The organism is Spirosoma aureum (genome assembly GCF_011604685.1).
Lineage (GTDB): Bacteria > Bacteroidota > Bacteroidia > Cytophagales > Spirosomataceae > Spirosoma > Spirosoma aureum.
This window is the reverse complement of sequence record NZ_CP050063.1, coordinates 1,376,232-1,397,067: the sequence shown is the minus strand read 5'-3', so window position 1 is coordinate 1,397,067 and position 20,836 is coordinate 1,376,232. Positions and strand designations below refer to the sequence as shown.

Here is a 20,836-nt window from a genome sequence, read left to right as displayed (position 1 = left end):
CTTATTAGTCAGCGCATTGCTTTACATAGCGATCAGCGCCGTCCGGCAAAGCGAGAATACATAAATGCGAAAATTACAGTCAGGCGTTTAGACAAAAAATGGCACATCTTTCGGCGCGTACTTCCGCATTCCCTCTTCATTGATTTCCACGCCAATACCAGGCTTTTCCGATAGGGGAATAAATCCCTTTTCTACCATTGGTCCATCGAACGTAACGATCTCTTTAAACATAGGCTCCTCGTGGAAGTAGATCTGCCACTCCAGAATCAGGAAGTTCGGCACCGACGCACAGACGTGACTCGATGCCATTGCTCCCAGGTATGAGGCCACCATGTGTGGGGCAAACGGAACGTAATAGAGGTTGGATAGATTGGCAATCCGCTGCGCTTCGCCCAGGCCCCCTGCTTTCTGCAAATCAGGCATAATGATATCCACCGCCCCGATTTCGAGCAGTTTGCGGAAACCGTGTGCCAGGTAATGATTTTCACCGGCACAGATGGGTGTATTGGAGGCCTCGCGAATCTGTCGGTATGCTTCGGGATTTTCAGCGGGAATCGGTTCTTCGAGAAAGAGGAGATTCAAGGGCTCCATCATCTTGGCAACGCGTCGGCCTGTGGTTACGTCGTACCGGCCGTGCATATCCACGCAGATGTCGATCTTCGGGCCGACGGCTTTCCGGACACCGGCAATCTGGTTGTACATTCGCTCCAGCTCGCCCTGGCTGGCTGTCCAGTTGTAGGCGTCGTATTTGTTGGGATCATTGCGCTCGTCGATGTCGTATTTCACGGCAGTAAAGCCCATATCGACGGCTTTTTTAGCGCTTTTCCCGAAAGCATCCGGGCTCGTGTCTGTTTCCCGATAGGCCCCCGTATCGCAATAAACGCGAATTTTATCCCTGAATTTCCCACCCAATAACTGGTAAACCGGCAGGCCGAGCGTTTTACCGACCAGATCCCACAGGGCCGTTTCGACCGCCGACAGCACAGAGATATAGATACCCGCCTGAGCGCCTTCAAAAAACCCGGCTTTACGAACATCTTCGAATATTCGGTGGACATTCAAGGGGCTACGGCCTTTTATGCGCTCACCGATCAGCTTTACCAAATGATAGGTACCAACCGACGCATCGACCGCTTCGCCACATCCCCAGATGCCCTGATTGGTATGAACTTTGACGAACAGGCTATGTCCGTTGCGCGTGTAGCCGCATTTGATGTCGGTAATTTTGAGGTCGGAGGGAGCTGACGATTGCGGAGTCCGATCAACAGCCGTTTCCAGGCCATTTCCAAAGCCAGATAATGAACTGGCTGTTAGCGCACTGGCGATGGCACTTTTAGTAAGAAATGAACGACGGGATGTTTTCATGGTTAAAAAGGTTTAGGCGGTCGATTTACCAGGTGCGGGTTTTGAGATAATCCTGAATTTGCTCTTTCGGAACGGGCAGTTCGTTCACGTGTGCGTTCAGCCATTGCGAGAAATCTTTCTCAATATCATCTGACCAGCGCGAGTCGATTTGACCTGGTGTGTATTTCTGCTCCCGTAGACGCAGGTGACCAAACATGTCACGCAACCGGATAATCTCGGAGGTTTTGACAACTTTCTCGGCCAGATGTGGCGGAATAAAACAAACACCCCCATCGCGCCCAAGCACCACATCGCCCGGCATCACCATGACCTTACCAATGCGCGTCGGCCGGTTGATGCCCACCAATGTCGTATTCAGGTTGCCTTCCGGATTATGATGGGAGGGATGATAACTCCGGAAATAAGACGTGAACCCTCCAATTTCTTTTAGTCCGGCCACATCGCGAACGGCTCCTTCATAAACGATACCGTTGCCGGTTTTGGCGTAGATGGAGTTGCCGAGGTTATCACCAATGGTCGGCCCATCTTCGTGCATACCAAACTGATCGACAACGTACACATCGCCTTTAATCAGCATGTCAATGGGCCAGGCATTCTGCGATTTTACGCGCCCGTCTTTCGTGTGCCCTTTTTCGTCTGTAACACGGTGTACATCCGGTCGACCAGGCATAAACGTTGCCGTGAGTGCCCGCCCAACCAGTACGCTATCCGGGTTGATCGTTTGCCAGTCACCGGCAAACTGGTAGCGGTAGTTTTCACCTTTCAGCACTGCCCAGGCTTCTTCCTGTGTAACCCGTTTCATGCGTTTCAGTATAGCATCCGGCACCTTCGGACGCCCATCGGGGAAGCGTTCTCCTTTCCAGTCGGGGGTCAGGAAGATAAGTTCTTCGCGGGAAATCTGCTGGGCTACCGTTCTCGTTACCGATCCGGTCAGAGACAGCATGGCAGCAATAATGACGAATAGTTTCATAACAAACTATACAGAATTAAGAGGTTTAGTATTTGCTCAGCATAAGGACTTTAGTGTAGGCTTCTACCCTTTGCAACCGATTGAATTTTTGCAGCGAAGGAAATGAACCTCCTACCAAATCACCTAAAAACAACCCTCCCACCCACCGACAGAAGGGTGTATTACTTACCATGTATAATGAACAAAAAGGACAGTTTAAATTGGGTATTGACTCATTAGTTACGGTTGAGGTGCTCATCCCAAAAACAGGCAGTCCATGCCTGACCATTTATCTATACCGGTACAGCTTCACTTTCTGGATTCCATATTCACCTACCGGAATGCGCACATGCCGCCCCTGGTGGTCCTGATCGCCATTCAAGCGTCGTCCCGGTTGCCATTTTCCATCAACGTATTTCCCCTCATCGACCCGAACAATACCCGCAATGGGCGCTTCGGGCTTATCAGACGAAAACGTGATAACCACACCGGTTCCTGCTACCGTAAATTCATCGGGGGCAGTTTGAATGATCAGCCCACCCGTCATTGGCCACTCCTCATCTTTGGCTTTTGGCGACCAGCCCAATGTATAATCATGCTTTACCAAAAAAGTATAGTCTCCCAGCCGAACCGTATCGGTAGTCGTCTTTTTATCGAACAGAAACCCATCCATCAGACGCTTACCCTGACTGGCCAGAATAACCGGACTTAGCTGATCGAGTACCGAATAGCTTTTTGCAAGAGGTTCCTCCCCGGGTTTATCCGTTGATTCAATCGAAAATGGCGAAAAACCCATCCCATCATAATGACCAAGGGTATAGAAAGCTTTGGGGGCCACAGACGGCTCAAACTTTATTTCTGGAATAAATAGCGGGTTATCCTGACGCTTATAGAGGTCGTTCCAGTGTTTGAAATCCGGGTTATAGAAGTCAGGGGAGAGAAAATCGAGGGCGGGCGCACCAGCTTTCCAGATGTCGATGATGTGCGGAAGCGGCCCACCACTGGGGTAATCGCCCGGTTTGACATTCGGACGATTCAGAGCTGCATTAACAAACATGGGCAGTGCATAAATCGCTTTCCCTGCTTCAGTCACTCGGTTGGCATACTGCGCAAAATGCCAGGCAATGAAGATTTCATCGGTTGCCAGACTTTTACCAAAAACGTCGTCCCAGCTTCCACTGGTTTTATAACCAGCATTTTTCCAGGCTTCCAGCACAGCGGGAGCCAGCGTAGTTTTATTCGTTTGTAAGTACTGAAGCAGCGTTTTAGGTACTAATTGCCGAAAGGCTTCATTGGCAACGGGCGAATGGTCACGGGCATCGGGCAGCATTCCGATCTCGTTTTCGACCTGAATCATGATAACCGTTTGCTGCCGCTCGTCGGTATCACGAATGTGCCGCATGAGCGCACTGAAGGCTTTTACATCGGCATCCAGATTGTTTTTATCGAAGGGTGTCAGAATTTCCTGACCTTGTCCCGCTTTGTTTTGTGCTCTTGGGAAGCGTTTCGTGTCGGTTTTCACCCAATCGGGAACATAACAGGACATGCTGTTTTTCCAGCTGCCAAACCATAAGAGCACCAGTTTGATCTGATGAGCGCGGGCATCCCTAATCAGTTCATCGACCAGTGTAAAGTCGAACTTACCCTCCTTAGGCTCCAGTAATTCCCAATAAACCGGCGTTAAAACCGTGTTTACGTGCATTTGTTGCAGTTTAGGCCAAACGGATTTCATATAGGACATGTCCGATGCACTGGAATTCCCTAATTCACCACCGAGCATCAGAAACGGTTTACCCGCCACGATTAGCTGTGTAGCATTGCCCTGTTTCTGAAGATGGGGCAGGTTAGCAGGCGATTGCGCAGTGGCCGAAAACGCCACAAAAAACAGGAGAATCTGGCAGTAGCAACGAATCATTCGATTGATAGAATTTGTACACGTTTTCCGAAAGCATTGGCCAAGATGCATAATCTTTCGGGAATTCATGTACCGGGTCTTATCAGACTGGTCACACAAACGTCGGTCAGTAAAACAGCTACGTATCGTTTGGGTAGACGTCTTATAATTCATCAATTGGGTGTATTGGTTGATCCTTTTCGTTACGCTGAAAACCTCAGGTTGTATGCAGAGGCTATGCTTTCTGGCGGATTGAATTTTTTCATGTATTAGTTTTCCTATCCTCCCATTTTGACTATAAAGTTCCTGCTAATTTTTACAATTGCAACCGATTGCAAAGTATTTTTTTAATTAATTAAATTTAACATCTATAACGTGCACATTTTTCAATTTTCAGTATTTTTTACATAAATTATTGCAATAAAGATATCAGAATAATTTCTTTACTTTTGCTTCGCTTGGTGAAAAGCGGATAGTAGTAGTGAGATAAAAGTTTACAGCTATTTATTAATCAACTGAAAGTCAGTACAATAATCATAGATTGTCAATTTTTCCGGCCATTTACCCGCCTGATTGTATTTAAAAGCAACCGATTGCAATAAAATTGAGCAAAAAGAGATTTTGCGTTACTTTGATAATCCAGCCCCAGCGGCCATTCTGTTTATGGAAAAAGAAACGACTATATACGACATCGCGAAACTGTTGAATCTATCCCCCGCCACGGTTAGCCGAGCGTTGAACGACCACCCCGCCATCAACAGCAATACAAAAAGCATGATTGCTGCAACAGCCAAGGAGATGGGTTATCGATCGAATACGTTTGCCAGTAATTTGCGACGTCAGCGAACCAATACGATTGGTGTTATCGTGCCCCGGCTGAATAGTAACTTCATGTCGACTGTGCTGGCTGGCATGGAAAAGGTAGCAAACAAATCATCTTATAATCTGATTATCAGCCAATCACTGGAGTCAGTCAAAAAAGAAATCGCGAATGCAAAAACGATGTTCAACAGCCGGGTCGATGGGTTGTTGGTATCTGTCGCCTACGACACAGACAAAGCAGACCACTTTGATTCGTTTGTAAACAAAGGAATTCCGCTGCTATTTTTTGACCGCGTACTCGAGCATAAACAGGGAACCAGTATAGTTATCGATAATACCAAAGCAGGTTATGAAGCTACTGCTCATTTGATCGAACAGGGATGCCAGCGGATTATGCACGTAACCGGCAATCTGAAACGGAATGTTTACGCTGACCGGCTCAAAGGCTATCGATTGGCCTTGCTTGAGTATAATTTACCCTATGACGAAGACTTGGTTATGGTAACTGATTTAAGTCAGGAAGCGGGAGCAGAAGCTGCCCGGCGTATTCAGGCAATGAAAATACGGCCTGATGGCCTTTTTGTGACCAATGATTTCTGCGCGGTGAGTTGTATGAGTGTCCTAAAACACGCTGGATTTTCGATTCCTGCCGACATCGCCGTTGTGGGCTTTAACAATGACCCTGTATCAACAGTTATTGAACCCAATCTGACAACGATCAACTACCCCGGCGAAAAAATGGGCGAAGTAGCAGCCCAGAGCCTGATCAATCATTTGAATGGTGCAATGGATATTCTAACGACCAATACCATTATTTTACATTCGGAATTACTTATACGGGAGTCATCTCTGAAGATTAGGGAACAGCACTGAGCCAGGTAAATCCCATCAGCTCATTCCTCCTGCTGTTTCTCACGATGTATGTCACCCCAGTAAGCCATGGCGTTCAGGATTTCCCGCAACGAATTCCCTAGATCTGTCAATTGATAGTCTACTTTGGGAGGGACATCAGCGTAAACCGTTCTTTCAATCAAACCGTCACGCTCTAGCTCTTTGAGCTGTGTGATCAGCATTCGCTCAGACACCCCCACAAGCTTTCTTCGGATTTCATTATATCTGAGTTTTTCACCGTTCATCAAAAAGCCAAGGATGCTTAATTTCCATCGTCCGCCAATGACGGCTAACGTATAGGCCATCCCACATTCTTCATTCAAGCTCTTCCTGTTCAGGGCATTTGTGGACGTTTCTTTGTGCATATACTGCTTTTTTTATCAGTATCATACAATTCTGTATGTACATTGTTCTTCGTAAAGTAGACCAATACTTTTGTCATCAAAAAAGATGATGGAAAAAATTACGAGTGTCGTTCACTGGCTATGCTACTCCTATTACCTGTATCTATTTGGATACGCCGGGCTTTTTAAAGTTCTTCAAAAGCCCAAAATGATGACGAGTATGTTATCGCTTGGCTTTGATAAAACCTGGACAATCTGGATTGGCATTGCCGAAACAATTGGTGTAGTAGGGTTGCTTGCTGGTGTCTGGAATCACCAGATCAAGAATGCAGCCGTATTGTTTTTATTCCCATTTGCTGTAGGAGCGCTCATCGCCCATTTTGCACATTCGGAATACAAGCATTTTTATAATGCTTTAATCGCCTGCATTTTATCGCTTTGTCTGCTTTTAACGGAGAAACATTTCAAGCTCTTTTTGTAGCTGCAGCTCAACAAAAAACCCCGGAGAAATCGTATCGCCGGGGTTTTCGCTCAGACATATTCTCTCAATATGTTCTCACAGCGCAACATCCATCTGTGCTCACGCCCCTGATGGAAAATCGCTCGATATTGTAACCAAAAACAGGGTATTTTGTTCGTTAGGTACGCGCACCTACCGCCTAACTCAGTGCATTCCGACAGAAATTCACGCATTTCTTTACTTCAGCTACGGCATTAGATCCTTCCGGTACTTTGTATTCCAATTCGACCGTAGCCGGGAAATTATATTTCTGATCACGCATCAGTTTCAATACCTGGAGTAAGGGCGTATCGCCTTGTCCCCACGGTAAATTGCCCTTGCCGTGGTCGGCCGTTTGGCGATCCTTGATGTGCATACTGGCAATTCGATCATGCTTTTGCTTCAGGAAGACCAATGGATCGGGATTCCCGGCGGCTACGTAATGGCCTAAATCGAAATTAATGGCATTACCCGGCGATTGAGCAAGGGCGGTATCCCAGAAAGTGGGTGTTTGCTGCTCATGTCCATGATAACCTACTCGTAAACCCTGTTTATGAGCCATCGTTCCTAATTTAAGCGTATGCGCATCGTTGCCCGGATGTTCTACCGTGACCTGATTGGCACCCAGCAGTTTAGCCGCCTTTAAACCATATTCTATTTCGGCGTCCGAATTTTGTACACCAAACGTATCAGGCTTAAATCCATAAATTTTTACGCCTGCCTGATTGTACATCTTACGGACCTGCTCGAACTTATCCATAGGCACCGATAGTCGCCATTTGGCCACCTCCTCCCGATACGCTTTCATTTGGGCATCGGCATCGGCCAGTTGTTTCTTTTCGTCTTCGGTAAGTTCCTGCTTCTCCCGTCGCTTTCGCATCAAAGGGAAAACAGCCTGCATATTAACCGTATTTTTCGGAGCACCGGCAAACGATTCGGCAGGCCCACCCATCAATTCAATAGCGCTGATCCCAGAATCCAATACATAGTTCAGAGTGGCTTCGGCGCTTTGGTCGGGCATGTCCCGAAACGAGTAGGTGATGACGCCAATCTGTACGCCATCGATCAGCGAATTGGGCTTATCACCCAAACTACGGATTAGAGCAGGAGCGCCAAAAAGTTTATGGCTGCCTGCGACAGTCCCCGCAACGAGAGCTGCCGTAGCTCCCAAAAACTGACGGCGTGTTGGTTGGTTTTTCATGATTTTCAAGGCTATCGAATTGATTAAACTCCAAGCGTATAAAGCATTTATTCCTGGGCAAATACTTTTAGTTGACTCATTGACCATGGAATATCATCACCATCGTCGGCTAAATTCTCGCTCAGTTGCATCTTCAGAAATTTGGCCTTAGTCCCATTCAGCGAAATGATATTATCTCCCGAAACACCTTTCGTTTCGGGCTGGATTTCATGCCAGGTTTGGCCATCGGAAGACACCAGAAGGACAAAGGCTCGGGGGTAGTTTTGAATAAACGGTATCGTCATCGATGCCATGGGTTGACCAGGTGTTGGCTTCCAGCCCTTTTTAATGGTTTGCGATGCGGTAAATCGTAATTCGGCTAAACTTACCTCTTTGGGAAATTCCAGCTGATACCACATACCCTTTTCCTGACGCTTACCCGTTGACCAGCCCTCGTAGGTAAAAGCACTTGCAGGCGACACATTACCGCCGATCCGGGTAGAGGCCGTGTGGCTGGCGGTAACCTGTAAAGTCTGTGGCTGCAGTTCATAAGGAATCAATTTCGACAGGTGAGCGTACTGATACGACCCTTTTTGATCCGCCGTTTTATGGCGAACCCGCGCCACCTGTTGCGGTGAAATCAACGACGCATCGTTTGACAATCCATTTCGTATGTAAGAAAGCACATCAGCGACCCACTCGTCTGACTGTTCTTTCATGCTCGCCATCAGGCCACCAGCGTATGTTTTGCCTTCAATAGGACCTTCCAGCCCATGCAGAACAACGCGTATGGCATAATCTGGGTGCGCCTGCATGTGTTGCGACCCTGCCAGCGCAGGAGCCAGCAACCGGCCATTTCCGGCGGGGGTTCCCATGCCATTGTTGCCGTGACATTGCGAACACAATTCGTTATAAATCAAAGATCCGCGCTCCACCTGCGCCTTCTGGTTCGCGCTCAGTTCCGGTGCACCAAACGGCCCCATATTCCGCTGTTTGGGTGGCGTCAGGATTTGTTCGCCAACCAGTTTAACCCCTGCGGCTTTACTACTAGCCATGGCCGCTTTGATGCCCTCTTCCAATCCGGGTAGTTTCAAAAATTTGGCCGTCAACATGGCCTGAATCTGAACGTCGGTGCTGGGATCGGCCAATGCCTGTTTAAAATCCCCTTCCAACGTTTTGTCACCCGCTTTATAGAGACTTTCACCCGTGCGAAGTGCCTGAATGCGTAGTTGTGGGCTGGCGTCTTTCAGCATTTTTTGCGCGACGCTCGTTTTCAATGCGCCGAGCCCTTCCAGTGTCCAGAGGGCGTGGGTCCGTGCTGGTGAGTTTTTGCTGGTGAGTGCCATTGTAGTCAACTGCGGCACGACCGACAGATCGTTGCGCTGAACCAGTACCTGCTGGGCCATATCGCGCCACCACCCGTTGGGATGCGTCAGATGCTTCACCAGATCGGCCGATTTTTCAGCATACATAGCCGGACGAGTCTTATCACGCTCTTTGCCCTCGTAGGTGATGCGCCAGATTCGGCCCAGCCCAACCACTTTATCCAGCTGATACTGCTCGATTTTTGTCCGCAGATAGGTTCCTTTCTGAGTCCACTGCCCCTCCTGAATGATGCCGTGATACATATCGGTGATATAGAGTGTACCATCGGGGGCGGTGGTCATATCAACGGGCCGGAACAGCGGATCGGTCGAGCGCAGAAACTCGGATTTCTGATCCTGATAAACGTTGTGTAGTGTGGTCAGTCCCTCGGTTACGATGGGGTTGATCTGACGAACAATCCGGGCGACGGGCTCCCCGTAAAAATATTGTCCCTTCAAGTCGGCGGGGAGTCGATCACCCCGATACACGTCATTGCCAGCCGCGCCTGTCACCCGGTTAAGCGACCCGTCGGGCTGGCGGACTTCGTCCATACCGCCCTGCATATCAGCCAGTTTTACGGGCGCTCCCCAGGGCACGTCGAAACCCTTCGCAAATTCATTCGGTACTTCGAAATTGCCATAGTGAATCGGAAACTGAAAATAGGAAGGCAGACCACTGGCTCCACCCTGAAACCACAATTTGCCATTATCATCATGAGTGATACCCCATTGAGCCCGGTTAAAGCCCGTTTTTTCACGAATGACGCCGTTGGGCGTTTCCCGCACCCGGAAGGCATTGACGGTACTGTAGAGCCAGTTGTCCATGCCCCAATACAGAAAAGCCTGCTGGTGCTCGACATTGCCCGACCGCCCATATTTGTTGGTAAACAACTCTTTTTTATCGGCTTTGCCATCGCCGTTGGTATCCGTGTATTTATAGACATTATCGGCATCAGATTCCATGGTGAGAATGCAGCCTTTGCCGTAGGGTAGCACAAAACGGGGGAAAATCAGGTTGTCGACAAAGGCGGTTCCGGTTTCGTAGACGCCATCGTTGTTTTTATCCTCCCAGCGTGAAATCCGGCTCGTCGGCTGCAATTCATCTTTAGAATCAGCCGTGAGCATATAGGTCCGTAGCTCCAGCACGTACATGCGGCCATTACCATCGAAGGAAATGGCTGCCGGTTGCTGAATAGCGGGTTCGGTCAGGACAGGTTCGATTTTATAGCCTGGTGGTAGCAGGAATAACCTGGCTTCCTCGGCTGGGGTTAAGGGCTGTACGGGTGCTTTAGGGTCTAAATCAATGCCTTTCCAATCCGGATCTTCGGGGTTTGCGCCTTCGGGTAACGTTGGCTTAGGTAGCGTATCGGCCGCAAAAAAAGTCTGTTGAAGCCGAATTTGCCGGATCGGATTAGACCCTATAAACGACGATAAAGCGATTGCACCGAGAGCAATTGCCAGACTGGCTTTAGAGAAATTTTTCAACATAATATCAAACCTCTTTGGTTTTTAGTATACTAAAAACCCATGGCTGCACATAGTATCACCGTTCCAATTCATTGTAATAGTATACTGTCTTTAGCTGGTGAATGTAGGCTGACGGTTGCTGGTTAAAACTTGTGGCGGGAGATTTTCCGTAGCTTCTTTCAACTGGCCCAACATATACTCAAAGCAATATTTTTTCCAGTGAATATACAAATCTAATAGACTATTAAGCAGAAAACGCCGATAGTTCGACGTTTTTAACCGATAGGCTGAACCAGGAGAGAAAATTAATCAGCTTGTATTTAATGCAATTTGTGTGATAAAACGATTACTGATCTTCGTTCAGCGACTAACGCATTCATTATATGGAAGATGGCGATAATAAAATAGTAAGAAAATCCAGGGTAGATAGGTAAATGGAGAAGTCACTAAACCTTATTACCGGGATGGCTGATTGTCTCTTTCTGAAAGGTTTAGCCAGCTAATAAATTCCTCACGTAAAAGGTGCTATCCGGTCAACACCTGTCAATCAATTAGCCAGCATACCCAGCGAATGACACCTTACTACCCTTCCCGTCGCACTTTTTTGATGACTACTCTTGGTCTGGCCGCAGCCAGAACACTTCGGGCAACGCCTTACCAATCCCTGACAGCGGGGCAGGTTATCGAGCGGATTAAAACCAATGTGGGCATTCCCTGGCGTGAACAGACCGTTGATCGATTGATTGCAGGTACACCGGAGTTGCCCGTTAAAGGGATCGCCAGCACAATGATGGCTACCCTCGATGTGCTCCAACGGTCTGCTGCCAAGGGTCTCAATATGGTCATCACCCACGAGCCAACCTATTATTCGCATCAGGATCGGACGGAGCCTATCGAGCAGGATTCGCTCTATCAGCTAAAGCGTGATTTTATTCAGCAGAATGGTATGGCGGTGTTCCACTTCCACGATCACTGGCACGGTCGTAGGCCGGATGGTATCGCCACAGGCATGATTCGGGAACTGGGTTGGGAAAAGAATGCCGACCCGCAAAATCCTCGTCTGTTTGTCTTTCCGGAAACATCCCTGGCACGCTTCGCGCAGGGGATGGCGACTAAATTGAACATAAAAACCATGCGGGTCGTGGGCAATCCTCAAATGCCCGTCAGACGGGCGCTGGCCAGTTGGGGCAATGTCAGCCTGATGCCCGGTATCCCTTACCTGGCACAGGCCGATGTACTGATCGTTGGGGAAACCCACGAATGGGAACTGGTGGAATACGTACAGGACGCTATTGCCTCGGGGCAAAAAAAAGCGTTGATCATCATGGGACATTTAGTGTCTGAGCAGGCTGGCATGAAATACTGTACTGAGTGGCTGAAGACGTTCATCCCGGAAGTTCCTATTGAATTTATGCCCGCAGCTGAGCCCTACTGGCGTCCTGATCAGCCGGCAAAATAAATCACAACTGATGCCATAGACGACACTGCACCCTGGATCTTCTTTAGGTTGCGTTTTTGCCAGTTGGCTAATCGCTCCTGTTAATGACCCGAATTCACTTTGCCATTGCGCTACCCTTTCTAAAGAAACGGTCTAAGTCAATGAGTACCATTCCAGTGCTTCAATGGGTTTCCAACAACGTTTCTGGTAACTCTATTGAAGTTTTTCCCTCCTGGTAAATCTACTGTTGGGTTTCTTGTTTCTGTTCGTATATTTGAAACCAGTAGCCATACTGAAACGAGCCTAACTTGCTCGCATTGACTCGCTTTCAGTAGCTCACCTGAGTTGCCCGCCGGAATTCAGTTTTCGATTAGTTACGTGCCTTTTCTGGCTGATTATCCGTAGTTAAGCTGTATATTATTGCTGTTGCTGTATCATGAAAGTTTCGCCGTCCGAACCCTTCCAGATTGTTTACTCGCTCCTCGAGCACGAATTCCTGGGCTATCTCATTGAAGCATTTGTAGTGCAATTAAATGGGCGGAATGAGCTAACATTACTGAATCAAACGCTTTCTACGCAAAATGTCGGCGAATTCTCTCAGGAATTAGATCAACGTGATTTTGAGCTTGTCCGGCTTATTGAAAGCATTCAGCAGGACACGATCGTTAAAAAATTCAATACCCGCAAGTTACCCGCTGTTGATTTCTTCCTGAAAATATACGATCCGCACAAAGGCGATAAGCTCGTTCAGGAAGCTATTTGTGGCTATCTGGAAAATATCAAGGCCCAGATTATGGCACTCCTGCCCGGAAAACCATTTTACATCATGGGCACGGATGGGAATCCGGCCTGGGCGTCGATCGAGTGGATGCCGGAACCAGCCAGAGTCCATTTCCACTTCGTCCGAAATGCTGACTCTACTCACTATTTTCCCATTATCCGCTATCCGATTGGTGAACAGGGTGAGACTGAACGCGTAGAATTTCAGTTTAAGGGTGCCCTGATGATCTGCGATGAACCGGCCTATATGATGGTCGATAATCGGGTCTATCATTTCAGCAAAAATGTGGACGGCAAAAAGCTACGTCCATTCTTCACCAAGAACCATATTATTATTCCAAAAAATATTGAACAGCAGTACTACGAACGGTTCGTTACCCAGCTTATAGCAGCTTATGACGTATACGCCAAGGGGTTTGAAATCCGGGCAGAAGTCATTGAACCGGTACCCGTACTGACTGTTTCAGAAATGGTTACGTCGAGTCGTACCGTATCTGCAGGGCTGCTCAGCGATGGAACAGACGCTGAGGATGAATCAGGTCAGCGAATCGCTTTCGACCTCTCGTTTCAGTACGGTGATTTTACGTTTCGGTTCGATAGCTTTGGGCCATCGGCCAACGTTAGCTTAGAGAAGAAAGGGGAAGAATACGTTTTCCATAAAATTCGGCGTGACCAGCGTCTGGAACGCCAAAAACTGGCTTTCCTGCGCGAAACGGGCCTCGATTTACGACATGGTCGGCTGGCCATTCCGAAGTCCGAAGCGTTCGCGTGGTTATCAGCGAATAATCAGCCTTTGCATGAAGCTGGTTTTTTACTTCGGCAACATGCCCAGGATTCGAAGCGGTATTTTCTGGGCTATTCGAGCATTAGCGTATCGATCGAAGAAGGTCGTGACTGGTTCGATATTTATGCCAATGTTCGTTTTGGCGAATTTGAGATTCCATTCCTGAAGCTTCGGACACTTATTCTCAACAAAAAACACGAGTTTACTCTACCCAATGGCGAAATAGCGGTCATTCCGGAAGTATGGTTTATAAAATATTCGGAGTTGTTCGGCTTTATGGAACAACCCGATAGCGTAGACCCACGTGACCTGGACCGGCTGGTTCTGCAAAAGCATCACCTCGCCCTGGTGCAGGAACTGGAGCGCGATAATCTCGCGACCACGATCATGAGCCGTAAACTCGAACGTCTGCGCGACTTCGAGGAAATCGAATCATTTGCCCTACCCAAAGGATTCCATGGGACACTAAGACCTTACCAGCAGGCCGGTTATGACTGGATGAACTTCCTGCGGCAGTATCGATTCGGTGGGTGTCTTGCCGATGATATGGGGCTTGGAAAAACCGTTATGACCCTGGCCATGCTTCAGGGACAGAAGGAAGCCGGAGTTGCTAATCCAACTCTATTGGTAATGCCTACCTCCCTGCTCTACAACTGGGAGCTGGAAGCGCAAAAATTTACACCCGATTTGCGGGTTATGGTCTATACTGGCACATATCGGGAGAAGAACACCGCTCAGTTCGATGGTTACGACCTGATTCTGACCTCCTATGGTATTGTCCGGATTGATATTGACTTATTAAGCGATTACCGCTTCAACTACGTGATTCTGGATGAGTCACAGGCGATCAAAAACCCATCGTCGCATATTACCAAAGCCGTAATGCAACTCAATACGGCCCATCGGCTGATTCTGACCGGTACTCCGCTCGAAAACAGTACGATGGATATCTGGACCCAGATGTCATTTATCAATCCCGGGTTGCTGGGTAGTCAATCGTTTTTCCGCAATGAGTTTCAGATACCCATTGAGAAGCGCCACGATGATGCCAAAACCAGTCGGCTTTATAGTTTAATTAAACCGTTTATGCTCCGGCGCAACAAATCGCAGGTAGCCACCGATTTACCCGAAAAAGTAGAAAGTGTCCTCTATTCGGAAATGACGCCCGACCAGGAGAAACAGTATGAAGAAGCAAAGTCATACTACCGAAACTTGATTCTGGAGCGTATTGAGGAAGACGGTATGGCCAAGTCACAAATGGTCGTATTACAGGGCTTGACCAAACTCCGCCAGATTGCAAACCACCCCCGGATGGTTGATGATGAGTATGAAGGCGATTCGGGTAAGCTTTCGGATGTGCTCATACGGCTGGAGAGCGCCATGATCGAGCACCACAAAGTATTGGTGTTCAGTCAGTTTATTAAACACCTGAATGTGGTTCGGCAATACCTGAAAGAGAAAAATATACAGTACGCTTATCTGGATGGCTCTACGCAGGATCGTCAGAGCCAGGTAGCATTATTTCAGACCGACGATTCGGTAAAGCTTTTCCTGATTTCACTGAAAGCGGGCGGTTTAGGGCATAACCTGACAGCCGCCGATTACGTCTTTATTCTGGACCCCTGGTGGAACCCTGCCATTGAGGCTCAGGCAGTTGACCGAGCGCACCGCATTGGTCAGCAGAAGACCGTATTTACGTATAAGTTTATTGCCAAGAACACCGTTGAAGAGAAAATCTTATCGTTGCAACGGGCCAAGCAGCAATTAGCAGGTAGCCTGATTGCTACTGAAGAGAATTTCATGAAATCGCTGACCAAAGAAGATATTATGGTACTGCTGGAATAGCAACGATAGTCAATCTGCGAGTTTTTTGGGAAGATATTGTCTGAAATTAGTTACTATACCGACAATCGATCATTCACCTTCACAAACTCAACGATGAACGTTAAAAGCATTTTCGGCATGATACTAACCTTAATTGGCCTGGGTGGTCTAATATATGGTGGTATCGATTTTACCAAAGGTGGTGTTGCTCAGGCATCCTTTGTTTATCTCATTCTGGGAGGTATCTTTTTTTTCGCCGGCATCAGTCTGATTCGCGGCACAAAAGCATAAAATGGGGTGATGGCAAGAGAAGATTTCCTGCCATCACCCTGTTCTTCACCTAAGGTATACGCCGGTTCTACTGGCATCGCTCAATATCACGTCTACATGTTCCGTTAGGGTCGTGCTGAGCTCATAGCCTTTATAATCGGCAGCAACCGGATAGCGCGGGTAGTTCCGATCGATCAGCACGGCTACCTGTAGTTTTCGTACCGGCACGCCCAGAAACGGTTGCAGACTAAATGCCAGCGTACGGCCCGTATAAAGAACGTCGTCGACAACAACGATAACTTTATCGGTATAGTCACTGGCCGGATGGTCGAGTTGTACGGTCGGTTGGGCAAGTTTCGTCTTATCCAGATCGATCTGAATCAATTCGACCGTAAAGGGCGCAATGACCTGCAATTCATGGGCCAAAGCTTGTGCCAGTACATAACCTTCACCGGCAATACCGGCCATTAAGAGCGCCGTTTCCTCAAAATTGTTTTCATAAATCTGAAAGGCAATCCGACGAATTTTCTGGCGGATTTGCTCGGCATTCAGAATAAGCGTCGGCTGAGCGGTTTTCATAGGGACTGCAAATGCAATTAACGGCGCAAAGATGAGAAAATACCCGTAAGACAACGAAGTAAGTTCAATCAGAAATCAAATTTATCGCGATCAACCCAACTTATTTGGCATAATTTTCGCCAAGGAAGTTCATAAGCTTCTCCTTTTTACCTGCTATGAACTTCCTTACAACCATTGCTTTACTGCTTATTCTCCATACGCTGCCTGAAAAAACAGCAACCGACGCCGAGGTTATTCAAACGGTGCAGACCTCGTTGCGGAAAGGAAACGCCGGACAATTATCCACTCGCTTTGACCGAACCATCGAACTGGTAATCGACGCCGAAAAAGTCGAGTTCCCGTCAGTGCAGGCTACCCATGCCGCCTTAATTCTTCGGTCATTTTTTCGAAAATACCCTCCTCACGGTTTCCAGTTTGTATACCGGGGCGCATCGGACCGACTGCGTTATAGTACAGGCACGTATTCGACAGAAGGCCGTACGTTTACCGTATATGTGCTCATGCATCAGAATGCCGACCATCAATATGTCATCAATGCGCTGCACTTTAGAAAGGAATGATGATTTCCTGCATGCCGGATCCCATGGGGTGTATTGCAGGAAATCCTGCATTATACATCCAAAAGGATATATCATACATGCTAAATCACTGTATCTTTGTGCTTCATTTTGACGCTTGGCCGTTGCCAGTACTATGATTGTTAAGACCAAAAAATACGCATTAGACCAGAAAACGTACATCAATATCGCATTGCGGCAGTGGGTAAGAGATAACTGGAAATGGGCGTTTGTGCCGTTGGGACTTATTCTGTTAAACGTCGTTCTGAGTCTGACAGGAGTTTACCCTAATTACTGGATTTATATCGTTATTGTGTTGCTTACCATTCTGTATGTGCTCTTCTGGGCTGTCCAGATTACGGGTATCGCTCAAATGGAGCAGAGTAAAGCTCTTTTCCAGAAGTATATTTATGAAATTGATAGCCGTCAGATTCTGATGCGCATCAATGTAAAAGAAGGCGGTATTCTGAAATGGGATCAGATTAGTAGTGTAGCGAAAGACAAGGAAGCTTACATTCTGTTTCTCAACAACGCAGAAGCACTTAAAAACGTAAAAGCCAGCTGGATTGCCCGGACTGTCACCAAAGGGTTATCCAAAGCGCAGTTTATTTATCTGCCCTATTCGATTTTTAACAGCGACCACGACCTGAAATTTACCGATGCCGTTATGCGTCGGAAAGGTCTACTGCCCGACACTGCGGTAGCGGAGCCAGTTAAATAAGCGCAGTTAGTACGTTCCTACACACTGAGGCACAAAGAACACAGAGTGATCCGTTGATACGGTTTTCTTTGTGTGCTTTGTGCTTCCGTGTTTAACTTACTTTTCTTTACACTCATGACAAACAGCCGCTCTTTGCGCTGGCTTTTGCTAGTGCTGATTACGGTTCCGGCCCTCAGCCAGCCGAAGAAATCGATCACGCTCGAAGACATCTGGGGTCGTAATGCCGGAACCTTCAGCCAGCGAACGGTGGAAGGTGTCAACTGGATGAAAACCGGTGGCTTCTACACGACGCTTGATGGTGGCCGAATTGTAAAGTTCAGTATCGTTACGGGTTCAGCTGTTGAAACGTTATTCGACGAACGGCAGGCCACCATTCCGGGCTCAGCGAAGCCTGTTGGTATCGAGGGTTATCAGCTCTCGGGCGATGAGCGTAAGTTGCTCATTACAAGCCAGGAAGAACCTATTTACCGTCGATCGAGCAAGGCATTATTTTATGTGTATGATCTGGCGACCAAACAAGTAACATCATTAAGTAAAGGCGGCAAACAGCAGTTTGCTACGTTCTCGCCCGATGGCAAACGTGTGGCTTTCGTTCGGGAGAATAACCTGTTCGTTGTTGATTTGGCGACCGGAAAAGAAACCAAATTAACCAGCGATGGTAAACGTAACGCCATTATCAATGGCGCTGCCGACTGGGTTTATGAAGAAGAGTTCAGTATGGCGCGCGCTTTTGAGTGGTCGCCCGACAGCAAACGTGTCGCCTGGATTCGGTTTGACGAGAGTCGCGTTCCGGAATATGACATGCAGCTTTGGGGCGGTTTGTATCCCGTCGAATACAAGTTTAAGTACCCTAAAGCCGGTGAAGCCAACTCGATTGTATCGGTCTGGATGGCCGACGTTGTCAGTGGAAAGAAAATAAAAGCGCAAACCGGCACCGAAACAGACATTTATCTACCCCGGATTCAATGGACGAAAAATGCAAATCTGCTTTCGGTTCGCCGGATGAATCGCCTGCAAAATAAGCTTGACCTGTTGCATGTTAACGCAACGACCGGTCAGGCAACGAACGTTCTGACAGAAACGCCCGGCACCACAACGATTACCGGGCCAACTTATGTAGACCTGGAGTTTACGGATGACCTGACCTACCTGAAAGACGGCAAATCATTCATCTGGAGTAGTGAACGAAACGGTTACAAGCATTTGTACCTGTATGATATGACCGGTAAACTACTTCGACCAATTACAAGCGGATCGTTCGAAGTAGCTACAGTATCAGGCATAAACGAGACAACTGGCACGATTTTTTACACCTCCACCGAAATAGCTCCGAGCCAGGCCGACGGGTCGGTAAGTTCTCCGCTGGAACGACACCTGTACAGCATCGGCCTGAATGGTCAAAACAAACAACGACTCACGACAGCGGCAGGCACCTATACCGCTAACTTCAGTCCTGACTTCGCCTATTATCTGCTTTATCATACATCGGCGAATGCACCGTTGATGGTTAGCCTTCGTGATACCAAAACCGTCAATACACTACGCGTTCTGGAGTCGAACGATGCGCTAAAAGCACGGCTGGCAACGTATTTGATTTCGCCCAAACAATTTTTTCAGACCAAAGCCGCCGATGGTACACCATTGAACGGCTGGATGATTCGGCCAACGAATTTCGATAGTACAGGTTCAGCCAAAAAATACCCGGTTCTGATGTTTGTCTATGGTGGTCCTGGTTCACAAACGGTTAAAAACGATTGGGATGCGCGTGATTTTTTCTGGTATCAGACACTGGCGCAAAAGGGTTATATCATCGTGTCGGTTGATGGGCGTGGAACTGGGGCACGAGGAACTGCCTTTCGTACGGCCACCTACGGCCAACTTGGTAAACTGGAAACCGAGGATCAGATTGCAACGGCCCGTTACCTTAAAACACTACCGTATATCGATCCAAACCGAGTCGGTATATGGGGATGGAGTTACGGTGGCTATATGACTGCCCTCTGCATGACGCTTGGAGCCGACGTGTTTAAGGCAGGTATCTCAGTGTCTCCCGTTACGAACTGGCGATTCTATGACACAATCTACACCGAGCGTTACCTAAAACGCCCGCAGGACAACGCAGCCGGTTATGACGACAACTCGCCCGTAACCCATGCATCCAAGCTACGCGGCCCCTATCTGCTCGTCCACGGAACGGGCGACGATAATGTGCATTTTCAGAATTCTGTTGAATTTGAAAATGCCTTAATTGCAGCCGGAAAGCAGTTTCAGTCGTTCTATTACCCGAACCGGAATCACGGTATTTATGGTGGCAATACACGATTACATCTGTATCAAATGATGACAGATTTCGTGGAGAAGAATTTATAGTAATGAGCAAGGCGTCTAGGCTTGTTCCATGCGCCTTGCCCATCGCTCACTTTTTGTTAACTTTGATAAAAAGCCTAACGTATGTCTATGCAGGCCATTACGCTGACCATACCACCGAATTTGAATGTCTTTTCGGACGACGAACTGTATGCGTTCTGTTTGGCGAATCCCGAACTGCATATAGAACGCGACGAAACGGGCCACATCATTATCATGCCTCCCACCGGATTAGAAAGTAGTTTTACGAACAATGACCTCCAGACGGAAGTCAGTATCTGGAATAGAAAAACGAAAAGTGGTCGCGTATCAGATTCCAATGGCGGCTATACGTTACCTGATCGGTCGATGCGAGCGCCCGATGTAGGTTGGGTCAGTAAAGAAAGGCTGATGAGCGTATTGCCAGAAGAACTGAAAAAGTTCGCTCATATCTGCCCGGATTTTGTTATCGAGGTCCGTTCCGAGTCGGATAATCTAACTGAATTGCAGGCAAAGATGGACAAATGGCTCCAGAATGGCGTTCGGTTAGGCTGGCTGGTTGATCCGCAATCGAAAACGACAACCATTTATCGCCCGGATCAGGAACCCGAAGAGAAACCATTTACAGAAACGCTTTCAGGGGAGAATGTTTTAGTGGGATTTACCCTGAACGTTCAGGAGGTTTTAACTTATTGAGGGAGTCATGTAACAATAAGGAGAAAGGCGCTGGTAATGCCAGGTCAAATCCTCTTTTTCCCTTTC

Annotated in this window: 16 protein-coding genes; 9 read left to right on the top strand and 7 right to left on the bottom strand. The window is 47.8% G+C overall.

Annotation, left to right across the window (positions count from 1 at the left end; genetic code table 11):
• Nucleotides 1-87: 87 nt before the first annotated feature.
• The 3 genes from G8759_RS05680 to G8759_RS05670 all read right to left on the bottom strand — a co-directional run bounded on the left by G8759_RS05680 (nt 88) and on the right by G8759_RS05670 (nt 4,229).
• Nucleotides 88-1,365, bottom strand: a complete 1,278-nt coding sequence (locus G8759_RS05680) for a mandelate racemase/muconate lactonizing enzyme family protein (protein ID WP_167206021.1) — start codon at nt 1,363-1,365, stop codon at nt 88-90.
• A 25-nt stretch (nt 1,366-1,390) separates the two neighbouring features.
• Entirely contained in the window at nt 1,391-2,335 is a 945-nt protein-coding gene (locus tag G8759_RS05675) for an RraA family protein (RefSeq protein ID WP_162385625.1), read from the bottom strand.
• A gap of 268 nt (nt 2,336-2,603) precedes the next feature.
• Complete coding sequence (locus tag G8759_RS05670; RefSeq protein WP_167206019.1) at nt 2,604-4,229, bottom strand: GH35 family beta-galactosidase; 1,626 nt, start codon at nt 4,227-4,229, stop codon at nt 2,604-2,606.
• Nucleotides 4,230-4,871: 642 nt separating this feature from the next.
• On the opposite strand from G8759_RS05670, the gene G8759_RS05665 reads away from it, so the two are divergent.
• Entirely contained in the window at nt 4,872-5,903 is a 1,032-nt protein-coding gene (locus G8759_RS05665; protein ID WP_167218733.1) for a LacI family DNA-binding transcriptional regulator, read from the top strand.
• Between the two features lie 20 nt (nt 5,904-5,923).
• Here the strand turns inward: G8759_RS05665 and G8759_RS05660 are convergent, their stop codons facing one another.
• Nucleotides 5,924-6,286 carry a winged helix-turn-helix transcriptional regulator gene (locus G8759_RS05660; protein WP_167206017.1) on the bottom strand — a complete coding sequence of 121 codons (363 nt, stop codon included), beginning with the start codon at nt 6,284-6,286 and terminating at the stop codon, nt 5,924-5,926.
• An 85-nt stretch (nt 6,287-6,371) separates the two neighbouring features.
• On the opposite strand from G8759_RS05660, the gene G8759_RS05655 reads away from it, so the two are divergent.
• On the top strand, nt 6,372-6,746 hold the full coding sequence (locus G8759_RS05655) for a DoxX family protein (RefSeq protein WP_197933097.1): 375 nt from the start codon (nt 6,372-6,374) through the stop codon (nt 6,744-6,746).
• A gap of 178 nt (nt 6,747-6,924) precedes the next feature.
• On the opposite strand, the gene G8759_RS05650 is transcribed toward G8759_RS05655, so the two are convergent.
• Entirely contained in the window at nt 6,925-7,965 is a 1,041-nt protein-coding gene (locus G8759_RS05650; protein ID WP_167206015.1) for a sugar phosphate isomerase/epimerase family protein, read from the bottom strand.
• A gap of 47 nt (nt 7,966-8,012) precedes the next feature.
• A complete protein-coding gene (locus tag G8759_RS05645; RefSeq protein ID WP_167206013.1) occupies nt 8,013-10,796 on the bottom strand; it encodes a DUF7133 domain-containing protein in 2,784 nt (927 codons plus the stop codon).
• Between the two features lie 586 nt (nt 10,797-11,382).
• Between G8759_RS05645 and G8759_RS05640 the strand changes: the two genes are divergently transcribed.
• From G8759_RS05640 to G8759_RS05630, 3 genes are all read left to right on the top strand, one after another.
• On the top strand, nt 11,383-12,234 hold the full coding sequence (locus G8759_RS05640; protein WP_197933096.1) for a Nif3-like dinuclear metal center hexameric protein: 852 nt from the start codon (nt 11,383-11,385) through the stop codon (nt 12,232-12,234).
• A 415-nt stretch (nt 12,235-12,649) separates the two neighbouring features.
• Nucleotides 12,650-15,622, top strand: coding sequence for a DEAD/DEAH box helicase (locus tag G8759_RS05635; protein WP_167206009.1), 2,973 nt, complete (start codon nt 12,650-12,652; stop codon nt 15,620-15,622).
• Between the two features lie 93 nt (nt 15,623-15,715).
• Complete coding sequence (locus G8759_RS05630; protein WP_167206007.1) at nt 15,716-15,892, top strand: hypothetical protein; 177 nt, start codon at nt 15,716-15,718, stop codon at nt 15,890-15,892.
• A gap of 45 nt (nt 15,893-15,937) precedes the next feature.
• Here G8759_RS05630 and G8759_RS05625 read toward each other — a convergent pair whose 3' ends face one another.
• Nucleotides 15,938-16,450 (bottom strand): phosphoribosyltransferase family protein, encoded by a 513-nt coding sequence (locus tag G8759_RS05625; protein WP_162385633.1) that lies wholly within the window; start codon nt 16,448-16,450, stop codon nt 15,938-15,940.
• A gap of 155 nt (nt 16,451-16,605) precedes the next feature.
• On the opposite strand from G8759_RS05625, the gene G8759_RS05620 reads away from it, so the two are divergent.
• The 4 genes from G8759_RS05620 (at nt 16,606) to G8759_RS05605 (ending at nt 20,770) form a co-directional block, all read left to right on the top strand.
• Nucleotides 16,606-17,010, top strand: coding sequence for a DUF4783 domain-containing protein (locus G8759_RS05620; protein WP_167206005.1), 405 nt, complete (start codon nt 16,606-16,608; stop codon nt 17,008-17,010).
• A 133-nt stretch (nt 17,011-17,143) separates the two neighbouring features.
• Entirely contained in the window at nt 17,144-17,728 is a 585-nt protein-coding gene (locus G8759_RS05615; RefSeq protein ID WP_167206004.1) for a YcxB family protein, read from the top strand.
• Between the two features lie 114 nt (nt 17,729-17,842).
• Entirely contained in the window at nt 17,843-20,098 is a 2,256-nt protein-coding gene (locus G8759_RS05610) for a S9 family peptidase (RefSeq protein ID WP_167206002.1), read from the top strand.
• Nucleotides 20,099-20,179: 81 nt separating this feature from the next.
• Nucleotides 20,180-20,770, top strand: a complete 591-nt coding sequence (locus G8759_RS05605) for a Uma2 family endonuclease (RefSeq protein ID WP_232074142.1) — start codon at nt 20,180-20,182, stop codon at nt 20,768-20,770.
• Nucleotides 20,771-20,836: the final 66 nt, after the last annotated feature.

What these genes read in the sequence shown, in the direction of transcription:
- G8759_RS05680 (WP_167206021.1), bottom strand. Translation starts at nt 1,365, where the DNA reads ATGAAAACATCCCGTCGTTCATTTCTTACTAAAAGTGCCATCGCCAGT.
- G8759_RS05605 (WP_232074142.1), top strand. Translation starts at nt 20,180, where the DNA reads ATGTCTATGCAGGCCATTACGCTGACCATACCACCGAATTTGAATGTC.
- G8759_RS05640 (WP_197933096.1), top strand. Translation starts at nt 11,383, where the DNA reads ATGACTACTCTTGGTCTGGCCGCAGCCAGAACACTTCGGGCAACGCCT.
- G8759_RS05630 (WP_167206007.1), top strand. Translation starts at nt 15,716, where the DNA reads ATGAACGTTAAAAGCATTTTCGGCATGATACTAACCTTAATTGGCCTG.
- G8759_RS05650 (WP_167206015.1), bottom strand. Translation starts at nt 7,965, where the DNA reads ATGAAAAACCAACCAACACGCCGTCAGTTTTTGGGAGCTACGGCAGCT.
- G8759_RS05670 (WP_167206019.1), bottom strand. Translation starts at nt 4,229, where the DNA reads ATGATTCGTTGCTACTGCCAGATTCTCCTGTTTTTTGTGGCGTTTTCG.
- G8759_RS05675 (WP_162385625.1), bottom strand. Translation starts at nt 2,335, where the DNA reads ATGAAACTATTCGTCATTATTGCTGCCATGCTGTCTCTGACCGGATCG.
- G8759_RS05645 (WP_167206013.1), bottom strand. Translation starts at nt 10,796, where the DNA reads ATGTTGAAAAATTTCTCTAAAGCCAGTCTGGCAATTGCTCTCGGTGCA.
- G8759_RS05655 (WP_197933097.1), top strand. Translation starts at nt 6,372, where the DNA reads ATGATGGAAAAAATTACGAGTGTCGTTCACTGGCTATGCTACTCCTAT.
- G8759_RS05620 (WP_167206005.1), top strand. Translation starts at nt 16,606, where the DNA reads ATGAACTTCCTTACAACCATTGCTTTACTGCTTATTCTCCATACGCTG.
- G8759_RS05615 (WP_167206004.1), top strand. Translation starts at nt 17,144, where the DNA reads ATGATTGTTAAGACCAAAAAATACGCATTAGACCAGAAAACGTACATC.
- G8759_RS05635 (WP_167206009.1), top strand. Translation starts at nt 12,650, where the DNA reads ATGAAAGTTTCGCCGTCCGAACCCTTCCAGATTGTTTACTCGCTCCTC.
- G8759_RS05665 (WP_167218733.1), top strand. Translation starts at nt 4,872, where the DNA reads ATGGAAAAAGAAACGACTATATACGACATCGCGAAACTGTTGAATCTA.
- G8759_RS05610 (WP_167206002.1), top strand. Translation starts at nt 17,843, where the DNA reads ATGACAAACAGCCGCTCTTTGCGCTGGCTTTTGCTAGTGCTGATTACG.
- G8759_RS05660 (WP_167206017.1), bottom strand. Translation starts at nt 6,286, where the DNA reads ATGCACAAAGAAACGTCCACAAATGCCCTGAACAGGAAGAGCTTGAAT.
- G8759_RS05625 (WP_162385633.1), bottom strand. Translation starts at nt 16,450, where the DNA reads ATGAAAACCGCTCAGCCGACGCTTATTCTGAATGCCGAGCAAATCCGC.